The organism is Streptomyces sp. NPDC014006 (assembly GCF_043088925.1).
Lineage (GTDB): Bacteria > Actinomycetota > Actinomycetes > Streptomycetales > Streptomycetaceae > Streptomyces.
On record NZ_JBICAJ010000003.1, the window covers coordinates 98,616 to 122,244 of the forward strand.

Annotated in this window: 17 protein-coding genes and 1 pseudogene; 6 read left to right on the plus strand and 12 right to left on the minus strand. The window is 71.7% G+C overall.

The annotated features are described in order from the left end of the window. Positions 1–117: 117 nt before the first annotated feature. From ACF1GV_RS12595 to bldG, 3 genes are all read right to left on the minus strand, one after another. Positions 118–2,526: a sodium-translocating pyrophosphatase gene (locus ACF1GV_RS12595; RefSeq protein ID WP_391679790.1), complete on the minus strand. Its 2,409-nt coding sequence runs from the start codon at positions 2,524–2,526 to the stop codon at positions 118–120. A gap of 316 nt (positions 2,527–2,842) precedes the next feature. After that, positions 2,843–3,280, minus strand: a complete 438-nt coding sequence (locus tag ACF1GV_RS12600; protein ID WP_363266402.1) for an ATP-binding protein — start codon at positions 3,278–3,280, stop codon at positions 2,843–2,845. A gap of 105 nt (positions 3,281–3,385) precedes the next feature. Further along, a complete protein-coding gene (gene bldG / locus ACF1GV_RS12605; RefSeq protein ID WP_009189842.1) occupies positions 3,386–3,727 on the minus strand; it encodes an anti-sigma factor antagonist BldG in 342 nt (113 codons plus the stop codon). Between the two features lie 82 nt (positions 3,728–3,809). On the opposite strand from bldG, the gene ACF1GV_RS12610 reads away from it, so the two are divergent. After that, complete coding sequence (locus tag ACF1GV_RS12610) at positions 3,810–6,434, plus strand: DEAD/DEAH box helicase (RefSeq protein WP_391679792.1); 2,625 nt, start codon at positions 3,810–3,812, stop codon at positions 6,432–6,434. Here ACF1GV_RS12610 and ACF1GV_RS12615 read toward each other — a convergent pair. The 7 genes and pseudogenes from ACF1GV_RS12615 to ssd form a co-directional block, all read right to left on the minus strand. Further along, positions 6,400–6,708, minus strand: a pseudogene (locus tag ACF1GV_RS12615) (Rv3654c family TadE-like protein); the annotation flags it as partial. The gene ACF1GV_RS12610 and the pseudogene ACF1GV_RS12615 overlap by 35 nt on opposite strands. Positions 6,709–6,848: 140 nt before the next feature. Next, positions 6,849–7,238: a TadE family type IV pilus minor pilin gene (locus tag ACF1GV_RS12620; protein ID WP_391679794.1), complete on the minus strand. Its 390-nt coding sequence runs from the start codon at positions 7,236–7,238 to the stop codon at positions 6,849–6,851. Further along, positions 7,225–7,437 (minus strand): DUF4244 domain-containing protein, encoded by a 213-nt coding sequence (locus tag ACF1GV_RS12625; protein WP_391679795.1) that lies wholly within the window; start codon positions 7,435–7,437, stop codon positions 7,225–7,227. The genes ACF1GV_RS12620 and ACF1GV_RS12625 overlap by 14 nt, the downstream gene beginning before the upstream one ends. Before the next feature lie 74 nt (positions 7,438–7,511). Beyond that, on the minus strand, positions 7,512–8,303 hold the full coding sequence (locus ACF1GV_RS12630; RefSeq protein ID WP_391679796.1) for a type II secretion system F family protein: 792 nt from the start codon (positions 8,301–8,303) through the stop codon (positions 7,512–7,514). A gap of 66 nt (positions 8,304–8,369) precedes the next feature. Next, positions 8,370–9,305: a type II secretion system F family protein gene (locus ACF1GV_RS12635; protein WP_391679798.1), complete on the minus strand. Its 936-nt coding sequence runs from the start codon at positions 9,303–9,305 to the stop codon at positions 8,370–8,372. Further along, positions 9,298–10,524 carry a TadA family conjugal transfer-associated ATPase gene (locus ACF1GV_RS12640; protein ID WP_391679800.1) on the minus strand — a complete coding sequence of 409 codons (1,227 nt, stop codon included), beginning with the start codon at positions 10,522–10,524 and terminating at the stop codon, positions 9,298–9,300. Before ACF1GV_RS12640 ends, ACF1GV_RS12635 begins: the two co-directional genes overlap by 8 nt. Continuing rightward, entirely contained in the window at positions 10,521–11,633 is a 1,113-nt protein-coding gene (gene ssd / locus ACF1GV_RS12645; protein ID WP_391679802.1) for a septum site-determining protein Ssd, read from the minus strand. The genes ACF1GV_RS12640 and ssd overlap by 4 nt, the downstream gene beginning before the upstream one ends. Positions 11,634–12,211: 578 nt before the next feature. On the opposite strand from ssd, the gene ACF1GV_RS12650 reads away from it, so the two are divergent. After that, positions 12,212–13,045, plus strand: a complete 834-nt coding sequence (locus ACF1GV_RS12650; protein WP_391679804.1) for an HAD family hydrolase — start codon at positions 12,212–12,214, stop codon at positions 13,043–13,045. Positions 13,046–13,426: 381 nt separating this feature from the next. On the opposite strand, the gene ACF1GV_RS12655 is transcribed toward ACF1GV_RS12650, so the two are convergent. Next, the gene (locus ACF1GV_RS12655; protein ID WP_391679806.1) at positions 13,427–14,251 is read right to left on the minus strand and encodes an oxidoreductase; all 825 of its coding nucleotides are present in this window, start codon (positions 14,249–14,251) and stop codon (positions 13,427–13,429) included. A gap of 101 nt (positions 14,252–14,352) precedes the next feature. Here ACF1GV_RS12655 and ACF1GV_RS12660 point away from each other — a divergent pair, with 101 nt between their 5' ends. Then, entirely contained in the window at positions 14,353–15,333 is a 981-nt protein-coding gene (locus tag ACF1GV_RS12660; RefSeq protein ID WP_391679808.1) for an ATP-binding protein, read from the plus strand. Positions 15,334–15,348: 15 nt separating this feature from the next. Here the strand turns inward: ACF1GV_RS12660 and ACF1GV_RS12665 are convergent, their stop codons facing one another. After that, complete coding sequence (locus tag ACF1GV_RS12665; protein WP_391679809.1) at positions 15,349–16,629, minus strand: hypothetical protein; 1,281 nt, start codon at positions 16,627–16,629, stop codon at positions 15,349–15,351. Between the two features lie 343 nt (positions 16,630–16,972). Between ACF1GV_RS12665 and ACF1GV_RS12670 the strand changes: the two genes are divergently transcribed. From ACF1GV_RS12670 to nhaA, 3 genes are all read left to right on the plus strand, one after another. Beyond that, positions 16,973–19,432 carry a bifunctional SulP family inorganic anion transporter/carbonic anhydrase gene (locus tag ACF1GV_RS12670; protein ID WP_391679810.1) on the plus strand — a complete coding sequence of 820 codons (2,460 nt, stop codon included), beginning with the start codon at positions 16,973–16,975 and terminating at the stop codon, positions 19,430–19,432. 321 nt (positions 19,433–19,753) lie between these two features. After that, positions 19,754–21,718: an acetate--CoA ligase gene (acs, locus tag ACF1GV_RS12675; protein WP_391679812.1), complete on the plus strand. Its 1,965-nt coding sequence runs from the start codon at positions 19,754–19,756 to the stop codon at positions 21,716–21,718. A gap of 318 nt (positions 21,719–22,036) precedes the next feature. Further along, on the plus strand, positions 22,037–23,500 hold the full coding sequence (gene nhaA / locus ACF1GV_RS12680; RefSeq protein ID WP_391679813.1) for a Na+/H+ antiporter NhaA: 1,464 nt from the start codon (positions 22,037–22,039) through the stop codon (positions 23,498–23,500). Positions 23,501–23,629 lie beyond the last annotated feature (129 nt).

The following is a 23,629-nucleotide window of genomic DNA, read 5'->3' on the forward strand; positions in this document are numbered from 1 at the left end:
GATCCACGCACCCCGCCGCACACAGCAGAGCGGGCGGCCACCGCGCCAACACGCGTAGTCCGCCCGCTCTTTGGGAAAGCCCCCTTCGATCACTCGCCGATCAGGACCGCTGCCGGGCTACGAAACCACCGCCGGATCAGCCGACTTGGACGACGGCTCGGCGTCATCGTCCTCGTCGCCCACAGTGATACCGCGCCGCTTGGAGACGTACACCGCCACGAGGATCACCAGGAACGCGAGCACCGCGACCAGCACCCGCACCCCGATGCTCTTGTCCGCGCCGTAGGAGAACTTGATCACCGCGGGCGCGATGAGCAGCGACACCAGGTTCATGACCTTCAGCAGCGGGTTGATGGCGGGACCCGCGGTGTCCTTGAACGGGTCGCCGATCGTGTCGCCGATGACCGTCGCCGCGTGCGCCTCGCTGCCCTTGCCGCCGTGGTGGCCGTCCTCGACGAGCTTCTTGGCGTTGTCCCAGGCTCCGCCGGAGTTGGCGAGGAATACCGCCATCAGCGTGCCCGCGCCGATCGCGCCCGCCAGATACGCGCCGAGCGCACCGACACCGAGCGTGAACCCGATGAAGATCGGCGCCATGACGGCGAGCAGCCCGGGCGTGGCGAGCTCGCGCAGCGCGTCCTTGGTGCAGATGTCGACGACCTTGCCGTACTCCGGTTTCTCCGTGTAGTCCATGATCCCGGGCTTCTCACGGAACTGCCGGCGCACCTCGAACACCACCGAACCCGCCGACCGCGACACCGCGTTGATCGCCAGCCCCGAGAAGAGGAAGACGACCGCCGCGCCCGCGATGAGGCCGACGAGGTTGTTGGGCTGGGAGATGTCCATGGACAGGGTCAGCGGAGCGCCCGCACCGGTGAGCTTCTCGCCCACGTCGCGGACGTTCGTGGTGATCGCGTCGCGATACGACCCGAACAGCGCCGACGCCGCGAGCACGGCCGTGGCGATGGCGATGCCCTTGGTGATGGCCTTGGTGGTGTTGCCGACCGCGTCGAGGTTGGTGAGCACCTGCGCGCCCGCGCCCTCGACGTCGCCGGACATCTCGGCGATGCCCTGGGCGTTGTCGGAGACCGGCCCGAAGGTGTCCATCGCCACGATCACGCCGACCGTGGTGAGCAGGCCGGTGCCGGCCAGCGCGACCGCGAACAGCGCGAGCATGATCGACGTACCGCCGAGCAGGAAGGCGCCGTACACGCCCAGGCCGATCAACAAGGCGGTGTACACGGCCGATTCGAGCCCGACGGAAATTCCGGCGAGGACGACCGTGGCGGGGCCGGTGAGGGACGTCTTGCCGATGTCCCTGACCGGGCGGCGGGTGGTCTCGGTGAAGTAGCCGGTCAGCTGCTGGATGACGGCGGCCAGCAGGATGCCGATCGCCACCGCGACCAGGGCGAGCACGCGCGGGTCGCCGTCCTTGCCGCGGATCGCCAGATCGGTGACTCCGTCGAGGTCGGAGTACTTCCCCGGGAGGTAGACGAAGACGGCGACCGCGACCAGCGCCAGCGAGATCACCGCGGAGATGAAGAAGCCGCGGTTGATCGCGCTCATGCCGCTTCGGTCGGCGCGGCGCGGCGCGACCGCGAAGATGCCGATCATCGCCGTGAGCACCCCGATGGCGGGAACGAGCAGCGGGAAGGCGAGACCGGCGTCGCCGAAGGCCGCCTTGCCGAGGATCAGCGCGGCCACCAGGGTGACCGCGTAGGACTCGAACAGGTCGGCGGCCATGCCGGCGCAGTCGCCGACGTTGTCGCCCACGTTGTCGGCAATGGTCGCGGCATTGCGCGGATCGTCCTCCGGAATGCCCTTCTCGACCTTGCCGACCAGGTCGGCGCCGACGTCGGCGGCCTTGGTGAAGATGCCGCCGCCCACCCTCATGAACATCGCGATCAGTGCCGCGCCGAGGCCGAAGCCCTCCAGCACCTTCGGCGCGTTCGCCGCGTACACCAGCACCACGCAGGACGCGCCCAGCAGGCCGAGCCCCACCGTGAACATGCCGACGACGCCACCCGTACGGAAAGCGATCTTCATCGCTTTGTGTGAAACAGCGGTGAGATCCTTTTCCGGCTCACCGGGTGCCGGAGTCGCCTCCCGGGCCGCCGCGGCGACCCGCACATTGCTGCGCACGGCGAGCCACATGCCGATATAGCCGGTGGCTGCCGAGAAGGCCGCGCCGATCAGGAAGAAGATCGACCGCCCGGCCCGCTGATTCCAGTCGTCCGCGGGCAACAACATGAGCAGGAAGAACACGACGACGGCGAATACGCAGAGCGTGCGAAGCTGCCGGGCCAGATAGGCGTTAGCGCCTTCCTGGACGGCGGCCGCGATCTCCTTCATGCTGTCGGTGCCCTCGCCCGCCGCGAGCACCTGGCGTAGCAGCACGCCCGCGACCACCAGTGCGGCCAGGGCGACGGCGCCGATGACCACGACCAGGATCCGGTTGTCGTCGGTCAGTACCGCGGCTGCGAGAGTCGAGGGGTGGCCCAATCGATGTGAGATGGAAAGCTCCGCCATTCGTCCTCCTTGACGCTTGGGCTGAGCTCACGATGTGGACGGATTGTAGGTACCCGCTCCCGATGTAAACAGGGCACGGGAAACGGAATTCGCCGTCGCACGGTAATGCCCTGAAAGCATTCCCGGGGCGGTTTTAACCGACACCTCTCCGGTGACACCTAGATCGTGAATTACTTCACGAAATGCTTCGCCCCTTACGCGTCACGTCGGAGGCGATGCGCTGCGTGAACCACTGTAGGTGCGCCCACTGACATCCGCACAAGACGAAGGGCCCCACGAGGGGGCCCTTCGGTGGTCGCGGGTGATCGCGCGGCGGTCAGGTGAGCGCCGTGGCCGGCGGTGTGGCCGGCCACGTCATCCGGATCTGCCCGCCGTGCTCCCCGGCGGTGACCTCCACGTCGTCGACGAGGCCGGAGATGACCGCCAGGCCCATCTCGTCCTCCTCGACCTCCGCATCGGCGTCACCGCCCTCGGCACCGGCCGCTCCCCCGCCTGGGGTGGCGTGCCGCGCCTCGTCGCCGACCTCGATGGAGAACTGTTTCTCCTCCTCGATCAGCAGCACTTTCACGGGGGCACTGATGCCGCTGCTCCGGTGCAGTCCGACAGCACGCGTGCAGGCCTCGCCGACCGCGAGCCTGACCTCGTCGAGGACGGCCTCGTCCACTCCGGCCCTGCGCGCCACCGCTGCCGCCACCAGTCGGGCGGTCCTGACGTGCTCGGGCAGCGCACTGAAGCGGAGTTCAACGGTGGCCATGCATCCCCCTCGCAACTACGGGCGTGCTGTCGAGGGGCCGGGCCGCACGGGCCCGGTCCCCCTGGTGTTCAACTCGGCCGTCCCGGGCATGCCGGGGCGGCGGGCTCAGTCGGTGGCCGCCACCGCTTCGTCGACCGAGGTGTGGATCGGGAACACCTTGGTCAGACCGGTGATACGGAAGATCTTCAGAATGCGCTCCTGGTTGCAGACCAAGCGCAGCGAGCCCTCGTGGGCGCGCACCCGCTTGAGTCCGCCCACCAGCACGCCGAGCCCGGTGGAGTCGAGGAAGTCCACGCCCTCCATGTCGACGACGAGGTGGAAATTCCCGTCGTTCACCAGCTCGACCAGCTGCTCGCGCAGCTTGGGCGCGGTATATACGTCGATTTCGCCACCGACCTCGACGACCGTACGATCGCCGACGGTACGGGTCGACAGGGACAGGTCCACGGATCCTCCAGCACCTTGCTATCGAGCGGTCGTCCCTCGGGACACATCGGCTTACAGCCCCAAGGACGGTTCGCCAGCCGCGATGGCATTCAATCACTTACCGGCAGGCGTGCACGACGCCTTGACTCCATTGTCCGTCACGCCAGTGACACACTCGGTGCCGATGGCCAAGAATCACCGCTCCGATCGACCCGCCCCGGAACCCGTGTCCCGCCCGGAGCCGGGTGCTGTCCTGGGCAGGCTCGCCTCGGGCCCGAACCGGGCGTCGCGCATCACTCATACGGAGCACTTGCCCCCGCGCGCGGGCCGCCATGCCGTCTGGCCGGACCGGATCCGCCCGGAAGTGATCGCTGCCGTGCGGGCCTGCGGGATCGAGCATCCGTGGGCCCACCAGGCCGAGGCCGCCGAGCACGCCCTGGACGGCGACTCGGTGGTGGTCGCCACGGGCACCGCCTCCGGCAAGTCCCTGGCCTATCTGGTCCCGGTCCTCTCGGCCCTGCTGGACGGCTCCGAGGCCCCGAACGGCCGCGGCGCCACCGCCCTGTACCTGGCCCCGACCAAGGCGCTTGCGGCGGACCAGTGCCGGTCGGTGAAGGAACTTTCACAGCCGCTCGGGCATGCCGTGAGGCCCGCCGTGTACGACGGCGACACTCCGTTCGAGGAACGCGAGTGGATCCGCCAGTACGGCACCTACGTGCTGACCAACCCCGACATGCTGCACCGCGGGATCCTGCCCTCCCACCCGCGCTGGGCCTCCTTCCTGAAGTCCCTGCGGTACGTCGTCATCGACGAGTGCCACACCTACCGCGGCGTCTTCGGCTCGCACGTCGCCCAGGTGCTGCGCCGACTGCGTCGGCTGTGCGCCCGCTACGGGTCCTCCCCGGTGTTCCTGATGGCCTCCGCGACCGCCGCCGAGCCCGCCGTGGCCGCCCAGCGTCTGACGGGGCTGCCGGTCGTCGAGGTGGCCGACGACGCCTCCCCGCGCGGTGAACTGGTGTTCGCCCTCTGGGAGCCCCCGCTCACCGAGATGCAAGGGGAGAAAGGTGCACCCGTTCGGCGTACCGCCACCGCCGAGACGGCCGATCTGCTCACCGACCTCGCCGTGCAGGGCGTACGCACCGTCGCCTTCGTCCGCTCCCGGCGTGGCGCCGAGCTGATCTCGGTGATCACCCAGGAGCGGCTCGCCGAAGTGGATCGCTCGCTCGCCCGGCGTGTCGCGGCCTACCGCGGCGGTTACCTGCCCGAGGAACGCCGCGCCCTGGAGCGCGCCCTGCACTCCGGCGAACTGCTCGGTCTCGCCGCGACGACCGCCCTGGAGCTCGGCGTGGACGTCTCCGGCCTGGACGCCGTCCTCATCGCCGGCTACCCGGGCACGCGCGCGTCCCTGTGGCAGCAGGCCGGACGGGCGGGCCGCTCCGGCCAGGGCGCCCTCGCGGTACTGATCGCCCGCGACGATCCGCTGGACACCTTCCTCGTCCACCACCCCGAAGCCCTGTTCGACCGACCGGTGGAGTCGACGGTCCTCGACCCCGACAACCCCTACGTGCTCGCCCCGCACCTGTGTGCCGCCGCAGCCGAACTGCCACTGGTCGAGGACGACCTGAAACTGTTCGGCCCGTCCTGCGCGGACGTGCTCCCCCAGCTGGAGGCCGCCAAGCTGCTGCGCCGCCGGACGAAGGCCTGGCACTGGACCCGCCGCGAGCGGGCCGCCGACCTCACCGACATCCGCGGGACGAGCGGCCGCCCGGTCCAGGTCGTCGAGACCGGCACGGGCCGCCTCCTCGGCACGGTCGACGCCGCGGCCGCGCACGGCACCGTCCACGAGGGCGCCGTCCACCTCCACCAGGGCCGCACCTACCTCGTGCGCTCCCTCGACCTGGAGGACTCCGTCGCCCTCGTGGAGCAGGCCAGCCCGCCCTATTCGACCGTCGCCCGCGACACCACCGCGATCTCCGTCCTGGAGACGGACGTCGAGATCCCGTGGGGCGAGGGCCGCCTGTGCTACGGCTCGGTGGAAGTCACCAACCAAGTGGTCTCCTTTCTGCGCCGGCGGCTGATCACCGGCGAAGTGCTCGGCGAGACGAAACTCGACCTGCCTCCGCGGACGCTGCGCACGCGCGCGGTGTGGTGGACCGTCACCGAGGACCAGCTGGACGCCGCCCGGATCACCCCGGAGATCCTCGCTGGCTCCCTGCACGCCGCCGAACACGCGTCCATCGGCATGCTGCCGCTCTTCGCGACCTGCGACCGCTGGGACATCGGCGGTGTCTCGGTGCCGCTGCACCCCGACACGCTCCTGCCGACGGTCTTCGTCTACGACGGCCACCCCGGCGGCGCCGGCTTCGCGGAACGCGCCTTCCACACCGCGCGCGCCTGGCTCGCCGCCACCCGCGAGGCCATCGCCTCCTGCGAGTGCGAGGCCGGCTGCCCTTCCTGCATCCAGTCCCCCAAGTGCGGCAACGGCAACGACCCGCTGCACAAACGGGGCGCCGTACGCCTGCTCACGGTGCTGCTGCGGGGGGCGCCGGAGGAAAAGCCTGGCGCGATGCCGGAGGAGACGCCGGGCGGGACGGCGGAAGAGAAGCCGGGCGAGACGCCGGAGGAGAGCCCGATGGAGCACCCGGTGGAGAACCCGGGCGAGGGGGTTCCTCCGGGCTCGGCAGAGGGTCCGTCGGTGTCCGCCCCGCAGGGCCCGCTCTCGCCCTGACCTCCGCGGCGAACGGCGCCCGGCCCGACCCAGCCGTCACGTCGGAGGTCTCGCCGACGATCGCGCACCGCACCAGCCGTACGCCCTGGGCCCGCGCGACGCCGGCCGCCCGGGCGCAGGCCGCGGTGGTGCCCTCGGCCCAGTGGTCCGCCGCCGCGAGCGCCGCGAGGTCCGCGCCGCCGGCCGCGCGGTGCCGGACCACGACAGCGTGCCCGAGCGCCAGCACGGCCGCGAACACCACGCACAGCACGGCGATCACACCGACGCTCCACACGGTCGCCGAGCCGCGGTCCGGGCCGGATGCGTACCGGCCGGATGCATACCTGCCGAACGCGTACCGGCCACATACCTGTCTCGTTCCCCGCCCCAGCCCTCCCCGCCCGACCGCTCCCCGCCCGACCGTTCCCCGCCGGCTCACCGCTCCGCCCCCACCGTCTCCTCCGCCAACGCCACGGCCTCCTCGCGCAGTTCGAAGGACAGCCCGTGCAACAGGGCGGGCCTCGCCTCGACGACCACCCGGACCTGGTCGCCCTCCCGGCCGACGGTGACCCGGGCGCCGCGCGGAGCCGTGTCCCGCGCGAGCCGGATCACCTCCTCGACCGGGTCCTGACGGGCAGCCGCTCGCGCTCCGGTCCGCGCCGCGTCCACGCACTGGACCTGCGCCGCGACCAGGAGCAGCCCCCACACCAGCGCGGTGGCGAAGAGGACCAGCACCGGCAGTGCCACAGCCGTCTCCGCCGTCACGAACCCGCCGTCGCCGCGCCGCGCCCCGCACCGCTCTCCACATCGTTCACACCGCCGCACCGAGCGCCCGATTCATCAGGGCCTGCAGCTGCGCGGAGACCGCCTCGCTCGTCGCCAGTTTGTAGAGCACCGTCGCGAAAGCCACCGCCGCGACCACGCCGACCGCGTACTCGGAGGTGACCATTCCGGCGTCCCTCCGCGCCCCCGTGCGTGCCTTGTGCAGCAGTACCCGCAGCCGTGCCTTCACTGCCTTGTACATCTCAACCCCCGTAAGGTCTCTTTCCGTTCGTCAGTCAGTCCCGCGCCGTCCGTTCACAGCAGTCCGCTCCGCCCTCACCCACCTCCTTCCAGCACGCCGCCCGCGAGTCCGATCACCACGGGCAGGACGCCGATCACGATGAACGCGGGCAGGAAGCACAGCCCTACCGGCGCGGTCACCATCACCGCCGCCCGTCTGGCCCGTTCCGTCGCCGTGCGTGTCCAGTCGGCGCGGGCGTCCGCGGCGATACGCGCGACCGGCTCCGCCGCCGGCAACCCGCTCACGTCGGCCCGTTCCAGCAGCCGTGCCAGCGCCCCGGCCCCGGGCAGCGCCGCCAACCTGCGCCAGGCTCCGGCAGGTTCGCCGCCGAGCCGTACTTCCGCCGCTCCGCGCGCCAGCGCCTGTCCGAGCGGGCCGCCCAGGGCCTCTCCGACGGCATGGGCCGCGTCCACCGGCCCGGCGCCCGCGGTGATGCAGGCGGCCAGCAGATCGGCGGCGAGGGGAAGTTGGCGCTCCGCTTCCCGTATTTCCACCGCTGTGAGTCCTGCGCCGGCAATGTCCGCCGACTGCCGACGGCGCCAGTACGCCAGCCCGGCAGCGGCGGCCACGCCGACGACGGCGCCGGTGATCCCGCCGACGACGGCCCATCCCGCGCCCACCACGGCCATCGAGGGCAGCAGGCGCCCCCCTGCGCGGCCCAGCCGTATCCTGCGGCCCGTTGATCCGGCCTCGCGGCCCAGCAACCCGGTCAGCCGTTTGCGTACCCGCCGCTCACGCCGCACCCGCTCCAGCCACCGCGCCGCCCACGCCAGGCCCAGCACCAGAGCCATCACCGTCCCCAGCCTGTGGACAACCTCCGCGCTCACCACGCCTCACTCCTCTCGGTCTCCGGTCGTCTCCCGCGCCTCACGCGGACTCCTCACACGGACTTCTCACACCGGCTCCGCCGCCCGGACGATCCGCAGCGCCCACCACACGCCCGCCGCCTCGAGCAGCCCGCCGACGAGCAGGCAGCCAAGGCCGGCGCCGGTGTGCAGCAGCACCCGCAGCGGATCGGCGCCGAGCGCGCTGCCGAGGGCCAGGCCGAGGCCCGGCAGGCCGGCGAGCAGCACCGCGGTGGAGCGGGCGCCCGCCAACTGCGCGCGCAGATCGGCGCGCTGGTCGCGCTCGGCCCGCAGGGCCGCCTGGAGCCGGTCGAGTCCGGCCGCGAGGCCCGCACCCTGATCCAGGGCCACCCGCCAGCAGGCGGCGAGCCCCAGCAGCCCGTCTGCGCCCGGCTGCCGGGCCGCGGTCGCCAGCGCGGCCGGGACGTCCCCGCCGAAGCGGGCCGCCGCCAGGACGGCGGCCCGGCCGTCCCCGAGGCCACCGGACTCGCGCGCCGCGCTCAGCAGCGCGTGACTCGGCTGCCGGCCAGCGCGCACCTCTGAGGCGAGCGCCGCGCACAGCGCGATGACGGCGTCCCCCTGCCGTTCCCGCGTGCGCTGCGCGGCTCCGGCCAGTCGCGTCCGGCGCAGCAGCGGCACCCCGGCCGCCCCCGCGACGACCGGTAGCAGCGAGCCGCCCAGCAAGCCCAGCAGTGCTCCGGCGAACGCGGCCCACCACTCGGGGCGCCACCGCGCGCGCAACCGCCGTAGCTCCTGGGCGAGATCGGGCCAGGCAGGCGGCGCGGCAGCCGCCATTCCCCCGGCGGTCACCACGCCCCCAGCCGTCGCCAGTCCCCCGGCAGCCACCGCTCCCCCGCCCGCAAGCACCAGCCGTGCCCGCCGCGCCCTGAAGTGGTCGCCGCCGACCAGCCAGGCCGCCATCCCCAGACAGGCCGCGGCGGCAGCCCATGACGCCTGCACCACACCCCACGGCGTGTCACCCATCCCCGTCACCTCCCCGGGTACCGGTCACGCCCGGGCCCTCGTCACATCCGTCCCCATGGCTCCCGAGCAGCTCCCTCAGCCGCTCCCAGCCCTCCTCGCGCACGAACGCCTCCCGGCCCCAGCGCAGGGCCGGCACGGTCCGCACCAGGCCGGACGGGTCCCGCTCCAGCACATGCACCTCGGCGATACGGCGACGGCCCGCACGGTCGCGTACCAGGTGCAGGACGACCGACAGGGCGGCCGCCACCTGGCTGTGCAGCGCGGCCCGGTCGAGCCCGGCCGCCGTACCGAGCGCCTCCAGGCGGGCCGGGACGTCCGCGGCCGCGTTGGCGTGGACGGTGCCCGAGCCTCCTTCGTGGCCGGTGTTGAGCGCCGCCAGCAGGTGCACGACCTCCGCCCCGCGCACCTCGCCGACGACGAGCCGGTCGGGCCGCATCCGCAGGGCCTGCCGCACCAGGTCCTCGAGGGTCACCAGGCCGGCGCCCTCCTGGTTGGCGGGTCTGGCCTCCAGGCGTACGACGTGCGGGTGGTCGGGGCGCAGTTCGGCGGAATCCTCGGCGAGGACGATGCGCTCGTCCGGCCCGACGAGGCCGAGCAGCGCGCTCAGCAGGGTCGTCTTGCCGCTGCCGGTGCCGCCGCTGATCAGGAAGGACAGCCGGGCCGCCAGCAGGGCGCGCAGCACCCGGTCCCCGCCCGGCGGCACGGTGCCCGCCGCGACGAGCTCGCCGAGGGTGAAGGCGCGCGGCCGTACGACCCGCAGTGACAGGCAGGTGCAGCCGACGGCGACCGGGGGCAGCACCGCGTGCAGCCGGGTGCCGTCGGGCAGCCGGGCGTCCGCCCAGGGACGCGCGTCGTCCAGGCGCCGCCCGGCCACGGCGGCGAGGCGCTGCGCGAGGCGTCGTACGGCGGCCGGGTCGGGGAAGGTGACGCCGGTCAGCTCCAGGCCGGCGCCGCGGTCCACCCAGACCCGGTCCGGCGCCGAGACCAGCACGTCGCTCACGGTCGGGTCGGCCAGCAGCGGCTCCAGCGGCCCGGCACCGACCAGTTCCGAGCGCAGCCGCTCGGCCGCGCCGAGGACTTCCGCGTCGCCGAGGACCCGGCCCTGTTCGCGCAGCGCCTGCGCCACGCGCGCGGGGGTGGGCTCGGCGCCGCTGGCGGCCAGTCGGCGGCGTACGCCGTCCAGCAGTTCCGCTCCGGTCGTCGCGTCGAGGGCGTTCATGCGGCACCCGCCTCGATCAGGGCGCGCTCCCAGAAGTGGGTGCAGAACCGGGCCAGCGGCCCGCGTGCCGCCGCGCCCGGCGGCGCCTTGCCCTCTCCTGGGCGCAGCAGGGCCGATTCCAGGGGCACTTCACCGGCGAGGGGCAGTTGGAGCAGCCGCGCCACCTCGCGGTCGTCGAGGCCGGGTGCGTAGGGGCCGCGCACGGCGACCCGCAGGTCCTTCAGGACCATGCCGACGGCGGACGCCACCCGCCCGGCGGCGGCGACGGCCCGCAACTCGGCGGGGACGACGAGCAGGCCGATGTCGAGCTGGGCGAGCACCTCGGCGACGCCGTCGTCGAGGCGGCGCGGCAGGTCGACGACGACGGTGCCGCCCCGGCGGCGGGCGGCGGCGAGCACCGCGCGTACGGCCTGTGGGGGCACGGCGACGCAGTCGCCGCGGTCCCAGCTGAGCACGCGCAACGCGTGCAGTTGAGGCAGTGACTCCTCCAGGGCGCCGCCGCCGACCCGGCCGCGCGAGGCGGCGAACGCAGGCCAGCGCAGTCCTTCGGCGCTCTCGCCACCGAGGAGGACGTCGAGGCCGCCGCCCAGTGGGTCGGCGTCGACGAGCAGGGTGCGCAGGCCTTCACGCGCGGAGGTGACGGCGAGCGCGCACGCGAGCGTGGAGGCTCCCGCGCCGCCGCGCCCGCCGATGACGCCGACGGTGAGGGCGGGTCGGCCGACGCCCTCGGCCACATCCGCGATGCGGTCGACCAGCCACTGTTCGCCGTCGGGCAGCATCAGGACGTGGTCGGCGCCGATTTCTACGGCTCGTTTCCACACCCCCGAGTCGTCCTGGTCCCGCCCGACGAGGACCACGCCGCGACGGCGGGTGGTGCCGCGCACCCGTCCGGCGGCGTCGTCGCCGACCAGGACGAGCGGGGCCGCCTCCCAGCTGCCGCGCGGTTCGGGCACCGAGTGGTGCACCTCCGGTGTGGCGCCCGCGGCCGCGCACAGGCGCAGCAGGTCGTCGAGGAGCTCGGCGTCCTCGGTGACGATGAGCGGTCGGCCCTGGCGTCCCGAGGTGGCGGGCGGCGGGTCGTGTGTGACGGTTCCGGCCACGGTTTCCATCCCCTTCGCTGCATGGCGCGTGGCCTCCGGGCCGCGCGATTCCCGAACGTGTGAAGAGCCGGCAAGCGGCCTCCATATGAACGGCCGACGGAAACCGGCCATACGCGCCCGCCAATGGGAACCGGCCACGAACTCGCCGTGAGCGGGACGCGTTGGAATCACGGTGCAGTGAAGTCGGAAATCGTGTGGATCTTGATGGATAACTGTGGACGGCTCAGGGCTTGTGAATATCGCCGTCACCCATACCGGTGACCGTTGTCCGGTGCGTGTGCGACTTTCCACAGCGCAGCACTGGTGCTACCCACAGTAATTAGTCATGGACATGACCGCTCAAGCTCATCCGTCTCCCTGCCGACACAGGACAGCCATGCAGAAATGCAGAAAAGGGAGAAACCCACCCGGACATGCGACGACCCCCGCCGGGGGGGAGAGCGGGGGTCGTCTCCACGGCCGACTCGGGGGGGGAGGAGTCGGACCGGGTTAGCACGGTCGCGAACGATCCGTGACTTCCATGGTGTACCCGAGAGGCCTCTCAGGCAAACCCACACGCCCCACCTTACGCCGAATGGGCTGCCCCTATGCTCTGGGGCGTGGAAAACCACTCCTTGCCCCGCACAGCGGCCTTCTTTGACCTGGACAAGACGGTCATTGCGAAGTCGAGCACGCTCACCTTCAGCAAGTCGTTCTACCAGGGCGGACTGATCAACCGCCGCGCCGTCTTGCGGACCGCATATGCCCAGTTCGTGTTCCTGGCCGGCGGCGCCGACCACGACCAGATGGAGCGGATGCGCGCGTACCTCTCCGCGCTGTGCCGCGGCTGGAACGTGCGGCAGGTCAAGGAGCTCGTGGCCGAGACCCTGCACGAGCTGATCGACCCGATCATCTACGACGAGGCCGCCTCCCTCATCGAGCAGCACCACACCGCGGGCCGCGACGTCGTGATCGTCTCCACCTCCGGCGCCGAGGTCGTCGAGCCGATCGGGGAGTTGCTCGGCGCGGACCGCGTGGTCGCCACCCGCATGGTCGTGGGCGACGACGGCTGTTTCACCGGCGAGGTGGAGTACTACGCCTACGGCCCGACGAAGGCGGAGGCCGTCAGGGAGCTCGCCGCGTCCGAGGGGTACGACCTGACCCGCTGCTACGCCTACAGCGACTCGGCGACCGACCTGCCGATGCTGGAGGCCGTCGGCCATCCCCACGCCGTCAACCCCGACCGCGCCCTGCGCCGCGAGGCACTCGCGCGCGGGTGGCCGGTCCTCGACTTCCACCGGCCGGTGCGCCTCAAGCAGCGCATTCCGGGGCTCTCGGTCCCGCCGCGGCCGGCATTGGTGGTGGCCGCAGCCATAGGCGCCGCGGCGGCCACGGCAGGCCTCGTCTGGTACGCGAGCCGCCGTCGCCCGGGCGTGGCCTGACCTGCACCGCCCGCCATTCGAGCCCGAGGCGTCCGTTTACATACTGTTTGAGATCAAAAGTAAAGAAGTGTAGGCAGGGCTTTCGCTTGCTCCCGGTCTGGAGTAAAAAGGACTTAACGGCCCGCGAGACCAAAGGACATCCGCGAGGATCACCTTTACGACGCATTTTGGCCCCACGGACCGAGCATGAACACCGGGCACCCACGCGACGTCGACCCGTCGATTACGGGCCAGCCGCACCAGGTGACGGGCGAAGTTCCCGACCTGATGGGCATATATCGAGGACGCATGGTAACTGGGTGAACATGCCAGCGGCGGTACGAGTTCCTCGTACCGCCGCAACCCTTTTCGGCACCCCTGTCGGGTGCGCCCCCTCTGCGGTTACGCCGCCCCGCGCTGCAGCGCCTCGCACACGGCCGTCGACTCGCGGGCGCCCAGCTCCACCGCCCGGCCGCAGTGAGCGATCCACGCCGCCATGCCGTCGGGCGTGCCGGAGACGTACCCGTCGAGGGCCGCCAGATAGGAAGCCCGGCCCAGCTCGGCATGGCCCACCTCGGCCGGACAGATCGCCTTGGGATCCAGACCGCTGCCGATCAGGACGATCCGCTCGGCCGTACGCGCGACCAGGCCGTTGTGGGAGGTGAACGGCCGCAGCGCGAGCAGCTCCCCGTGAACGACGGCCGCCGTCACCAGAGCGGGCGCCGAGCTGCCCTTGATGATCAGGTCGGCGAGCCCCTCCAGGCGGCCGGAGACCTCGGCCGCACTCGGCAGCGCCAGCTCGACCAGCGGTTCGTCGACGCCCTCGACGGCCTGCCGCGGCCGCCCCACCCGGTCGTCGTCACTGGCGGCCGCCACCAGGTGCAGCCGCGCCAGCACCCGCAGCGGCGACTGCCGCCAGATGGACAGCAGCTGCCCCGCCTCGGCGGTCAGCCGGAGCGCCGCGCCCACCATGCGCGCCTCGTCGTCACCGCCGAAGTCGGTGCGTCGGCGCACTTCCTCCAGCGCCCAGTCGGCGCCGGACAGTGCGGCGGAGCCGCGGGCGCCGCGCAGCGCCGCCTCGGAGGTGATCGCGGGACTGCGGCGACGCATGATCCGGTGCCCGTACACCCGGTCCACGGCCTTGCGTACGGACTCCACGGACTCGGCAACACCGGGGAGGTCGCCCAGGGCGGCGAGAGGATCGGCGGTCGCGCCTGTCGTACTCATGGGTACGACAGTACGCACCCGGGCCCTCCGGCCCACGAAGGAGTGGTCTTCTTCACGCAGACCGGCCACGCACCGCAATCTCTCGACTACGCTTGGTGAACATGAAAATTGCTTTCGTCGGGAAGGGCGGCAGCGGCAAGACCACCCTCTCCTCCCTGTTCATGCGGCATCTCGCGGCCGCGGGCGCGCCGGTCGTCGCCGTCGACGCCGACATCAACCAGCATCTGGGAGCCGCCCTCGGCCTCGACGAGACGGAGGCCGCCGCCCTGCCGGCGATGGGCGAGCACCTGCCGCTCATCAAGGACTACCTGCGCGGCAGCAATCCGCGGATCGTCTCCGCCGAAAAGATGATCAAGACGACGCCGCCGGGCGAGGGCTCCCGGCTGCTGCGGGTCCGAGAGGACAACCCGGTCTACGACGCCTGCGCCCGGCCGGTGGAACTCGACGGCGGCGCCGTCCGTTTGATGGTCACCGGCCCCTTCACGGACGCAGACCTGGGGGTCGCCTGCTACCACTCCAAGACGGGAGCGGTGGAGCTGTGTCTGAACCACCTGGTGGACGGGCCCGGCGAGTACGTCGTGGTGGACATGACGGCGGGCTCGGACTCCTTCGCCTCAGGCATGTTCACCCGCTTCGACATGACGTTCCTCGTCGCCGAGCCCACCAGGAAGGGGGTCTCCGTCTACCGCCAGTACAAGGAGTACGCCCGCGACTTCGGCGTCGCGCTGAAAGTCGTCGGCAACAAGGTCCAGGGCCAGGACGACGTCGACTTCCTCCGCGCCCAGGCCGGCGACGACCTGCTGGTGACGGTGGGGCACTCCGACTGGGTGCGCGCCATGGAGAAGGGCCGCCCGCCCCGGTTCGACCTCCTGGAGGACACCAACCGTCTCGCGCTGCGGGAGTTGCACGCGGCCGCCGACGCGACGTACGCACGACGCGACTGGACGCGCTACACCCGGCAGATGGTGCACTTCCATCTGAAGAACGCCCAGTCCTGGGGCAACGCGCGCACCGGGGCCGACCTGGCGGCGCAGGTCGACCCCGACTTCGTGCTCGGCGAGGAGATCGCCGCTGCCGTGTGAGCGAGTGGCATACGGCTACGGCTTGGCGGCCGGCGCCCCGGGGACACCCTTGGGCGCCGGTGCCGGACGGCCGCCGAGGAAGGACGCCCAGCCCTCCTTCGGGGCCTCGCCGACCTCCAGGCTGCGCAGCTTGGCCAGGGTCTGCGGGTCCTGGGCGTCCAGCCAGTCGGCGAGCTGCCGGAAGGACACGCAGCGCACGTCGGGCTTGTTGCAGACCTCCTTGACGACGTCCCCGACGGCGCGCATGTAGGTGCCGCCGTTCCAGGACTCGAAGTGGTTGCCGATGACCAGGGGCGCGCGGTTGCCGTCGTAGGCGCGCTGGAAGCCCTTGAGCAGGCCGTCGCGCATCTGGTCGCCCCACCGGTCGTACATGCTGGGATCGCCCTGGGTCTTGGTGCCGGACTGGTTGACCATGAAGTTGTAGTCCATGGTCAGCTGCTCGTAGGAGTGGCCGGGGAAGGGCACCAGCTGCATGGACAGGTCCCACAGGCCCTCCTTCTTGCCGGGCCACACCTGGTTGTTCACGCCGCTGGTGTCGTAGCGGAAGCCCAGTTCACGGGCAGCCTTCATGAAGTTCTTCTGGCCCTCCAGGCACGGGGTGCGGGCGCCGATCAGCTCCTTGTCGTAGTCGAAGGGCAGCGGTGCCGCCTTCGCCATCCCCGTGTTGGTCTTCCAGGACTTCACGAACTGCTTGGCCTGGGCGATCTCGTCCTTCCACTCGTCGACCGACCACTCGCCCACGCCGCCGTTCTTGCCGCAGAAGTGGCCGTTGAAGTGGGTGCCGATCTCGTTCCCCTCCAGCCAGGCCAGGCGCAGTTGCTTGACGGTGTCGGCGATGCCCTGGTTGTCGTTGAAGCCGATGTCTGAGCGGCCCGGCGAGTGCTGAGGCGGCCGGTACAGGTCGCGCTTGTCCTCCGGCAGCATGTACACGCCGCTGAGGAAGAAGGTCATCGTGGCGTGGTTGGCCTTGGCGACCTCACGGAAGTGGGAGAAGAGCTTCTGGCTGTCCTCGCCCGCACCGTCCCAGGAGAACACCACGAACTGCGGGGGCTTCTGCCCCGGCTTCAGCCGCTCGGGCCTGGGCAGATGCGGCTGCGCCCCGGTGTAGGCGGTGGAGCCGTCGCCGATGAGCCGGACCGCACTCTTGGGGGCGGCCGCGGGCTTGTGCTTCTGGGGACCGGAGGCCCCTTCCCGCTCTCCGCCGGATCCGCCGGTTCCCATCGTGCAACCGGCCAGCGATGCGGCAACGGCCGCGGCGGCCACGGCGCCTGCGGCGATCCTCTGGGTGGCGGCCATCTTCCGCCCACCTTCTTCCTTCTCTCAGGCCAACGCCGATGAGGGCGTCTTGACGGTGCGCGGCCGGGGCCCGGGCCGGGCTCAGCCGACATCGCCGTCAAGGTCGCACGGGGCCGAGAAGGAATTAGTACGACAAGCCGATGAAATGCTCACTTCCCCCTAGCGAGTGATTAGTTACCCCGTTTGCGCGGAATGCCCTTGCTTGCCCTTTACTCTGCATTACGATCCATTTACTCGTTATTGGTACATCCCGCCGCTGCACTCGTGACCCACGGCCGCGACCGGCCCCACGCTCGACCGGGAGCCGGATCCGCGACCGCGCTGCCCCGAAGGAGACGGGAACATGTCAGCCTGCACCCCAGCCCGCGCGGACCACGCGACGCGCACCGAGCGCGTCCACCCGCCGCACAGCCCGCCACCCGCACCGCACCGCCGCTTCCCGCTCGCGGGGGCGGATGTGTCCGCTTCGATCGCGGTGTTCCTCATCGCGCTGCCTCTGTCCCTCGGCATCGCCCTCGCCACCGGCGCGCCCCTGCAGGCCGGTCTCGTCGCCGCCGCGGTGGGTGGCCTGGTCGCCGGCCGCCTGGGCGGCTCCCCACTTCAGGTAAGCGGCCCCGCCGCCGGCCTCACCGTCGTCACCGCCGACCTCATCCACCGCTACGGCTGGCGGGCGACCTGCGCCATCACCGTCCTCGCCGGAGTGGCTCAACTCGGCCTCGGCTTCCTGCGCGTGGCCCGCTCCGCGCTCGCCGTGAGCCCCGCCATCGTGCACGGCATGCTCGCCGGCATCGGCGTCACCATCGCCGTCGCCCAGCTGCACATCGTCCTCGGCGGCAACCCGCAGAGCTCTGTTCTCGCCAACCTCCGGGCGCTCCCCGCGCAGTTGGCCGGGCTCCAGCCGGCCGCCGTGGCCGTCAGCACGCTGACCCTGGCGGTGCTGCTGCTGTGGCCGCGCCTGCCCGGCCGGGCCGGACGCCTGCTGCGCACGCTCCCCGCGCCCCTGGTCGCGGTCGCCGCCGGCACCGCGGCCGCCGCTCTCGCCGGGCTCACGCTGCCCAGAGTCGATCTGCCCTCCTGGCGCAGTCACGCCCTGCCGGCACTGCCCGAGGGCCCGGTGCCCGGCCTGATCGCCGCCGTGCTCACCATCACCCTGGTGTGCAGCGTGCAGTCGCTGCTCGGCGCGGTCGCCGTGGACAAACTGGTTTCCTCGCGCCCCGGGCCCGGCCCCCGCGTCCACCGCTCGGACCTGGACCGCGAACTGCTCGGGCAGGGAGCCGCGAACATCGTCTCCGGGGCGCTCGGCGGGCTGCCCGTCGCGGGGGTGGCCGTGCGCAGCACCGCGAATGTGCGCGCGGGTGCCGTGAGCCGGAACTCCACGATGCTGCACGGCGCTCTCGTAGTGGTCGCCGCGCTGCTGATGGTCCCGCTCCTGGAGCTCATCCCGCTCGCCTCGCTCGCCGCCCTGGTGATGGCCGTCGGCATCCAGATGGTGTCCCTTCACCACATCCGGACGGTGACCCGGCACCGGGAAGCGGTGGCGTACACCGTCACCACCCTCGGCGTGGTGGCCCTCGGCGTCCTGCAGGGGGTGGCGCTGGGGATCGCCGTGGCCGTCGCCGTCGCCCTGAACCGCCTCGCGCACACCCGCATCACGCACCACCAGGAGAAGGGAGTTCATCACGTACGCGTCCGGGGACAGTTGACCTTCCTCGCGGTGCCACGGCTCAGCCGGGCCCTGCATCTCGTGCCGCAAGGCGCCGACATCGTCGTCGAGTTGGACGGCTCCTTCATGGACCACGCGGCGTACGAGGCCCTGCAGGACTGGCAGAAGACGCACACCGCCCAAGGCGGCACCGTCGAGCTGACCGGCCGCCGCCCCGGCACCCACCCGGCCGGCCCTGCCGATACCCCCACCACCACGGCGTCCGGCACGAGACCGGCGCACGGCGGTCCGGCATCCACCGCCACGGGCTGCCGCTGCCTCCCCTGGACACCATGGCGCAACCACCAGTGCGCGGTGCCTCTCACCGCACCGCCGAGCGATCCGCCTTCGGCGAAGCAGGCGGGCGACGCACCGATCACCGCGCCCGCGGATGGGCCCTGCGCCTCCCGGCCGGCCGACGCCTATCAGCTCACCCACGGGATCAGTGCCTTCCAGCGCAACACCGCCCCGCTGGTCCGGGAGGAGCTGGCGCGGCTGGCGCGGGAGGGGCAGCGGCCCTCGCAGCTCTTCCTCACCTGCGCCGACTCACGGCTGGTCACGTCGATGATCACCTCCAGTGGTCCGGGCGACCTGTTCGTCGTGCGCAACGTCGGCAACCTCGTGCCGCCGCCGGGCGCGGAGGGCGGAGACGACTCGGTGGCAGCGGCGATCGAGTACGCGGTGGACGTGCTGAAGGTCCGGTCCGTGACCGTGTGCGGGCACTCCGGCTGTGGCGCCATGCAGGCGCTGCTCGGCACCGAGCCGGGGGGTGCGCGGACGCCGCTGAAGCGGTGGCTGCGGCACGGGCTGCCGAGTCTGGAGCGCATGGCCGACACCGGCCGGCCCCGGCCGCGGCTGGCCGGGCGGCTGCCCGCCGACCAGGTGGAGCAGCTGTGCCTGGCCAACGTCGTACAGCAGCTGGAGCATCTGCGCTCCCACGCGTCGGTCGCCCGGGCACTGCGGGACGGGGAACTGGAGCTGCACGGGATGTACTTCGACGTGAGCGAGGCACAGGCGTACCTGCTCACCGGGACGGAAGACGGAGAGGAGGTGGCAGGGCAGCGATTCGACCGGGTGCGGGCGGCCGGAGTGCCGGGCTGAGGCGGTCCCGGGCGAGGCATTCGCAGTGACCCCGGCCCAGGTGGCCGGCGCCGGCCGCCGCCGCTGAGGCAGGTCCGAAAGCCTGGTGCAGGAGCGCATCGGCTCATGGATCGCATGCGTCAACGGCCTGGCCGCGCTCGGTTGCGAGCCGAATGCGTTGGGTAGGCGCGGCCCTCGAGGGGGAGAACCTCCGAGGGCCGTGGGGGGCCGTGACCCGGGCGTGAACGGGTGACAGGATGCGGGAGGGGGTTGACCAGCCCCGTCGACCCCTCGGAGAATCAAGGGCGTTGATTGGTCTAAACCACTTTGGACGGTGTTCGGATGGCAACCAACGAAGGTCCTTCCCTCTCGAACCTCCTCAAGGAGGAGCGTCGCTTCTCGCCGCCTGCCGAGCTCGCCGCGCACGCCAACGTCACGGCCGAGGCGTATGAGCAGGCCAAGGCCGACCGGCTCGGCTTCTGGGCCGAGCAGGCCCGCCGGCTGAGCTGGGCCGAGGAGCCGACCGAGACGCTGGACTGGTCGAACCCGCCGTTCGCGAAGTGGTTCAAGGACGGGCAGCTCAACGTCGCGTACAACTGCGTCGACCGCCACGTCGAGGCCGGCCACGGCGACCGGGTCGCCATCCACTTCGAGGGCGAGCCCGGCGACAGCCGCGCGATCACCTACGCCCAGCTCAAGGACGAGGTCTCCCAGGCCGCCAACGCCCTGCTGGAGCTGGGTGTGCGCAAGGGCGACCGGGTCGCGATCTACATGCCGATGATCCCGGAGACGGCGATCGCCATGCTCGCCTGCGCCCGCATCGGCGCCGCGCACTCGGTGGTCTTCGGCGGCTTCTCCGCCGACGCCCTCGCCACCCGCATCCAGGACGCCGACGCGCGCGTGGTCATCACCTCCGACGGCGGCTACCGGCGCGGCAAGCCGTCCGCGCTCAAGCCGGCCGTGGACGAGGCGGTCGGCCGCGTGGACAACGTCGACCACGTGCTCGTCGTACGCCGCACGGGCCAGGACGTCGCCTGGACCGAGGGCCGGGACGTGTGGTGGCACGAACTGGTGGAGCGGCAGAGCACCGAGCACACACCGGAGGCGTTCGACGCCGAGCACCCGCTGTTCATCCTGTACACGTCCGGTACGACCGGGAAGCCGAAGGGCATCCTGCACACCTCCGGCGGCTACCTCACCCAGACCGCGTACACGCACTGGGCGGTCTTCGACCTGAAGCCGGAGACGGACGTCTACTGGTGCACCGCCGACGTCGGCTGGGTCACCGGCCACTCCTACATCGTCTACGGCCCGCTGGCCAACGGCGCGACCCAGGTGATGTACGAGGGCACGCCGGACACCCCGCACCAGGGCCGGTTCTGGGAGATCGTCCAGAAGTACAAGGTCACGATCCTCTACACGGCCCCCACGGCGATCCGGACGTTCATGAAGTGGGGCGACGACATCCCCGCCAAGTTCGACCTGTCCAGCCTGCGCGTGCTGGGCTCGGTGGGTGAACCGATCAACCCCGAGGCGTGGATCTGGTACCGCAAGAACATCGGCGCCGACACCACGCCGGTCGTGGACACCTGGTGGCAGACCGAGACCGGCGCGATGATGATCTCGCCGCTGCCCGGGGTCACGGCCGCCAAGCCCGGTTCCGCGCAGACCCCTCTGCCCGGCATCAGCGCGACCGTGGTCGACGACGAGGCGAACGAGGTGCCCAACGGCGGCGGCGGTTACCTGGTGCTCACCGAGCCGTGGCCGTCGATGCTGCGCACCATCTGGGGCGACGACCAGCGGTTCATCGACACCTACTGGTCGCGTTTCGAGGGCAAGTACTTCGCCGGTGACGGCGCGAAGAAGGATGACGACGGCGACATCTGGCTCCTGGGCCGCGTCGACGACGTCATGCTGGTCTCCGGGCACAACATCTCCACCACCGAGGTCGAGTCCGCGCTGGTCTCGCACCCGTCGGTGGCCGAGGCGGCCGTCGTCGGCGCCGCCGACGAGACGACCGGGCAGGCGATCGTCGCCTTCGTGATCCTGCGCGGCACGGCGTCCGAGACCGAGAAGCTGATCGACGAGCTGCGGGCTCACGTGGGCGCCACCCTGGGCCCGATCGCCAAGCCCAAGCGCATCCTGCCGGTGGCGGAGCTGCCCAAGACCCGCTCCGGCAAGATCATGCGCCGGCTGCTGCGCGACGTGGCCGAGAACCGGCAGCTCGGTGACGTCACCACGCTCACCGACTCCACCGTCATGGACCTCATCCAGGACAAGCTGCCGAAGGCGCCGAGCGAGGACTGACCACAGTCCCAAGGGACCGCAGGGCCACAGGGCCACAGGGCCACAGGGGCACAGGGGCACAGGGGCACAGGGGCACAGCATGAAGGACCACAGGAACGCAGGATCCAAGGACTGACCGGTCGAGGTCACGGGCACCCGGAGCGCAGCGCGCCGGGTGCCCGTGCCGTATCCCGGCCCGGTCTCCCGGTGCCTCCGGCTCGCCGCTTAGGTAAACTAAGCAAAGCGTCGACGACGCGAGGATCCTCGTCAGGATCACAGGTGCGCCGGGAAGTCTGGTCGGCAAGCGTTCAGCCCTGCCCACCGACCGGAGGTCCCACCGTGACCGCGCCCCGCCCCACCACCGCCCGCAAGGTCCTCGACCGGCTGTCGCTGCCGGAGCGGACCTTCGTCGCGGACGCGCTGCGCGCCGAGACCGTCGGCGGTGTGCTGCTGCTTCTCGCCGCGGTCGCGGCCCTGGTGTGGGCGAACATCCCGGCGCTGCGGGACAGCTATCACAGCGTCAGCGACTTCCACTTCGGCCCGTCGGCGCTCGGACTCGACCTCTCCGTGGCGCACTGGGCCGCCGACGGGCTGCTGGCGGTCTTCTTCTTCGTCGCCGGGATCGAGCTCAAGCGCGAGCTGGTCGCCGGCGACCTGCGCGATCCGAGAGCCGCCGCACTGCCCGTCGTGGCGGCGCTGTGCGGCATGGCCGTGCCCGCGCTCGTCTACGCGATCACCAACCTCACCGGTGGCGGCTCGCTCGGCGGCTGGGCCGTGCCGACCGCCACCGACATCGCGTTCGCGCTGGCCGTGCTCGCCGTCATCGGCACCTCGCTGCCGAGCGCGCTGCGCGCCTTCCTGCTCACCCTCGCCGTCGTCGACGACCTCTTCGCGATCCTGATCATCGCGGTCTTCTTCACCGACCGGATCAACCTCGCCGCGCTCGGCGGCGCGGCCGTCGGCCTCGTCGTCTTCTGGCTGCTGCTGCGGCGGGGGGTGCGCGGCTGGTACGTGTACGTGCCGCTCGCGGTGGTGATCTGGGGGCTGATGTACAACAGCGGCATCCACGCCACCATCGCCGGCGTCGCGATGGGGCTGATGCTGCGCTGCACCACCCGTGAGGGCGAGCAGCACTCCCCCGGCGAGCACATCGAGCATCGGGTGCGGCCGCTGTCGGCGGGGCTCGCCGTGCCGCTGTTCGCGCTGTTCAGCGTCGGCGTGTCACTCACGCCACACGCGCTCGGTGACGTCTTCACCAAGCCGGAGACCCTCGGCGTCGTCCTCGGCCTGGTCATCGGCAAGACGATCGGCATCTTCGGCGGGACCTGGCTGACCGCCCGGTTCACGCGGGCCACCCTCAACGAGGACCTGGCCTGGGCGGACGTCTTCGCGGTGGCGTCGCTGGCCGGGATCGGCTTCACGGTCTCGCTGCTGATCGGGGAGCTGGCCTTCGCACGCGACGCGCTTCTCATGGAAGAGGTGAAGGCCGCCGTACTGACCGGGTCGGTGATCGCGGCGGCCGCGGCGACGGTGCTGCTGAAGATCCGCAACGCCAGGTACCGCCGTCTGGTCGAGGTGGAGGAGCGCGACGAGGACCTCGACGGCATCCCGGACATCTACGAGGAGGACGACCCGGAGTACCACCTGCGCATGGCCGCCCTCTACGAGCGCAAGGCCGCGGAACACCGGCGGACCGCCGAGGAGAAGGCCGCGCAACGCGATGCCGCCGCTGCCGAGAGCGGGAGCGCCGGGCAACGCCGTACCGGCGAGGAGGACGCCGCCGAGGACCGCCGTACGGCATGAGGCGCGGCACACGGTAGCCGAAGTGGCGGGCGGGGAAGGCGAGGAGGACGACCGTCCGGCATGATCTGACGGGACGGTACAAAAGACGGGACCCGACGCCGTACGCGGACACGTCAGGCGGATACGGAC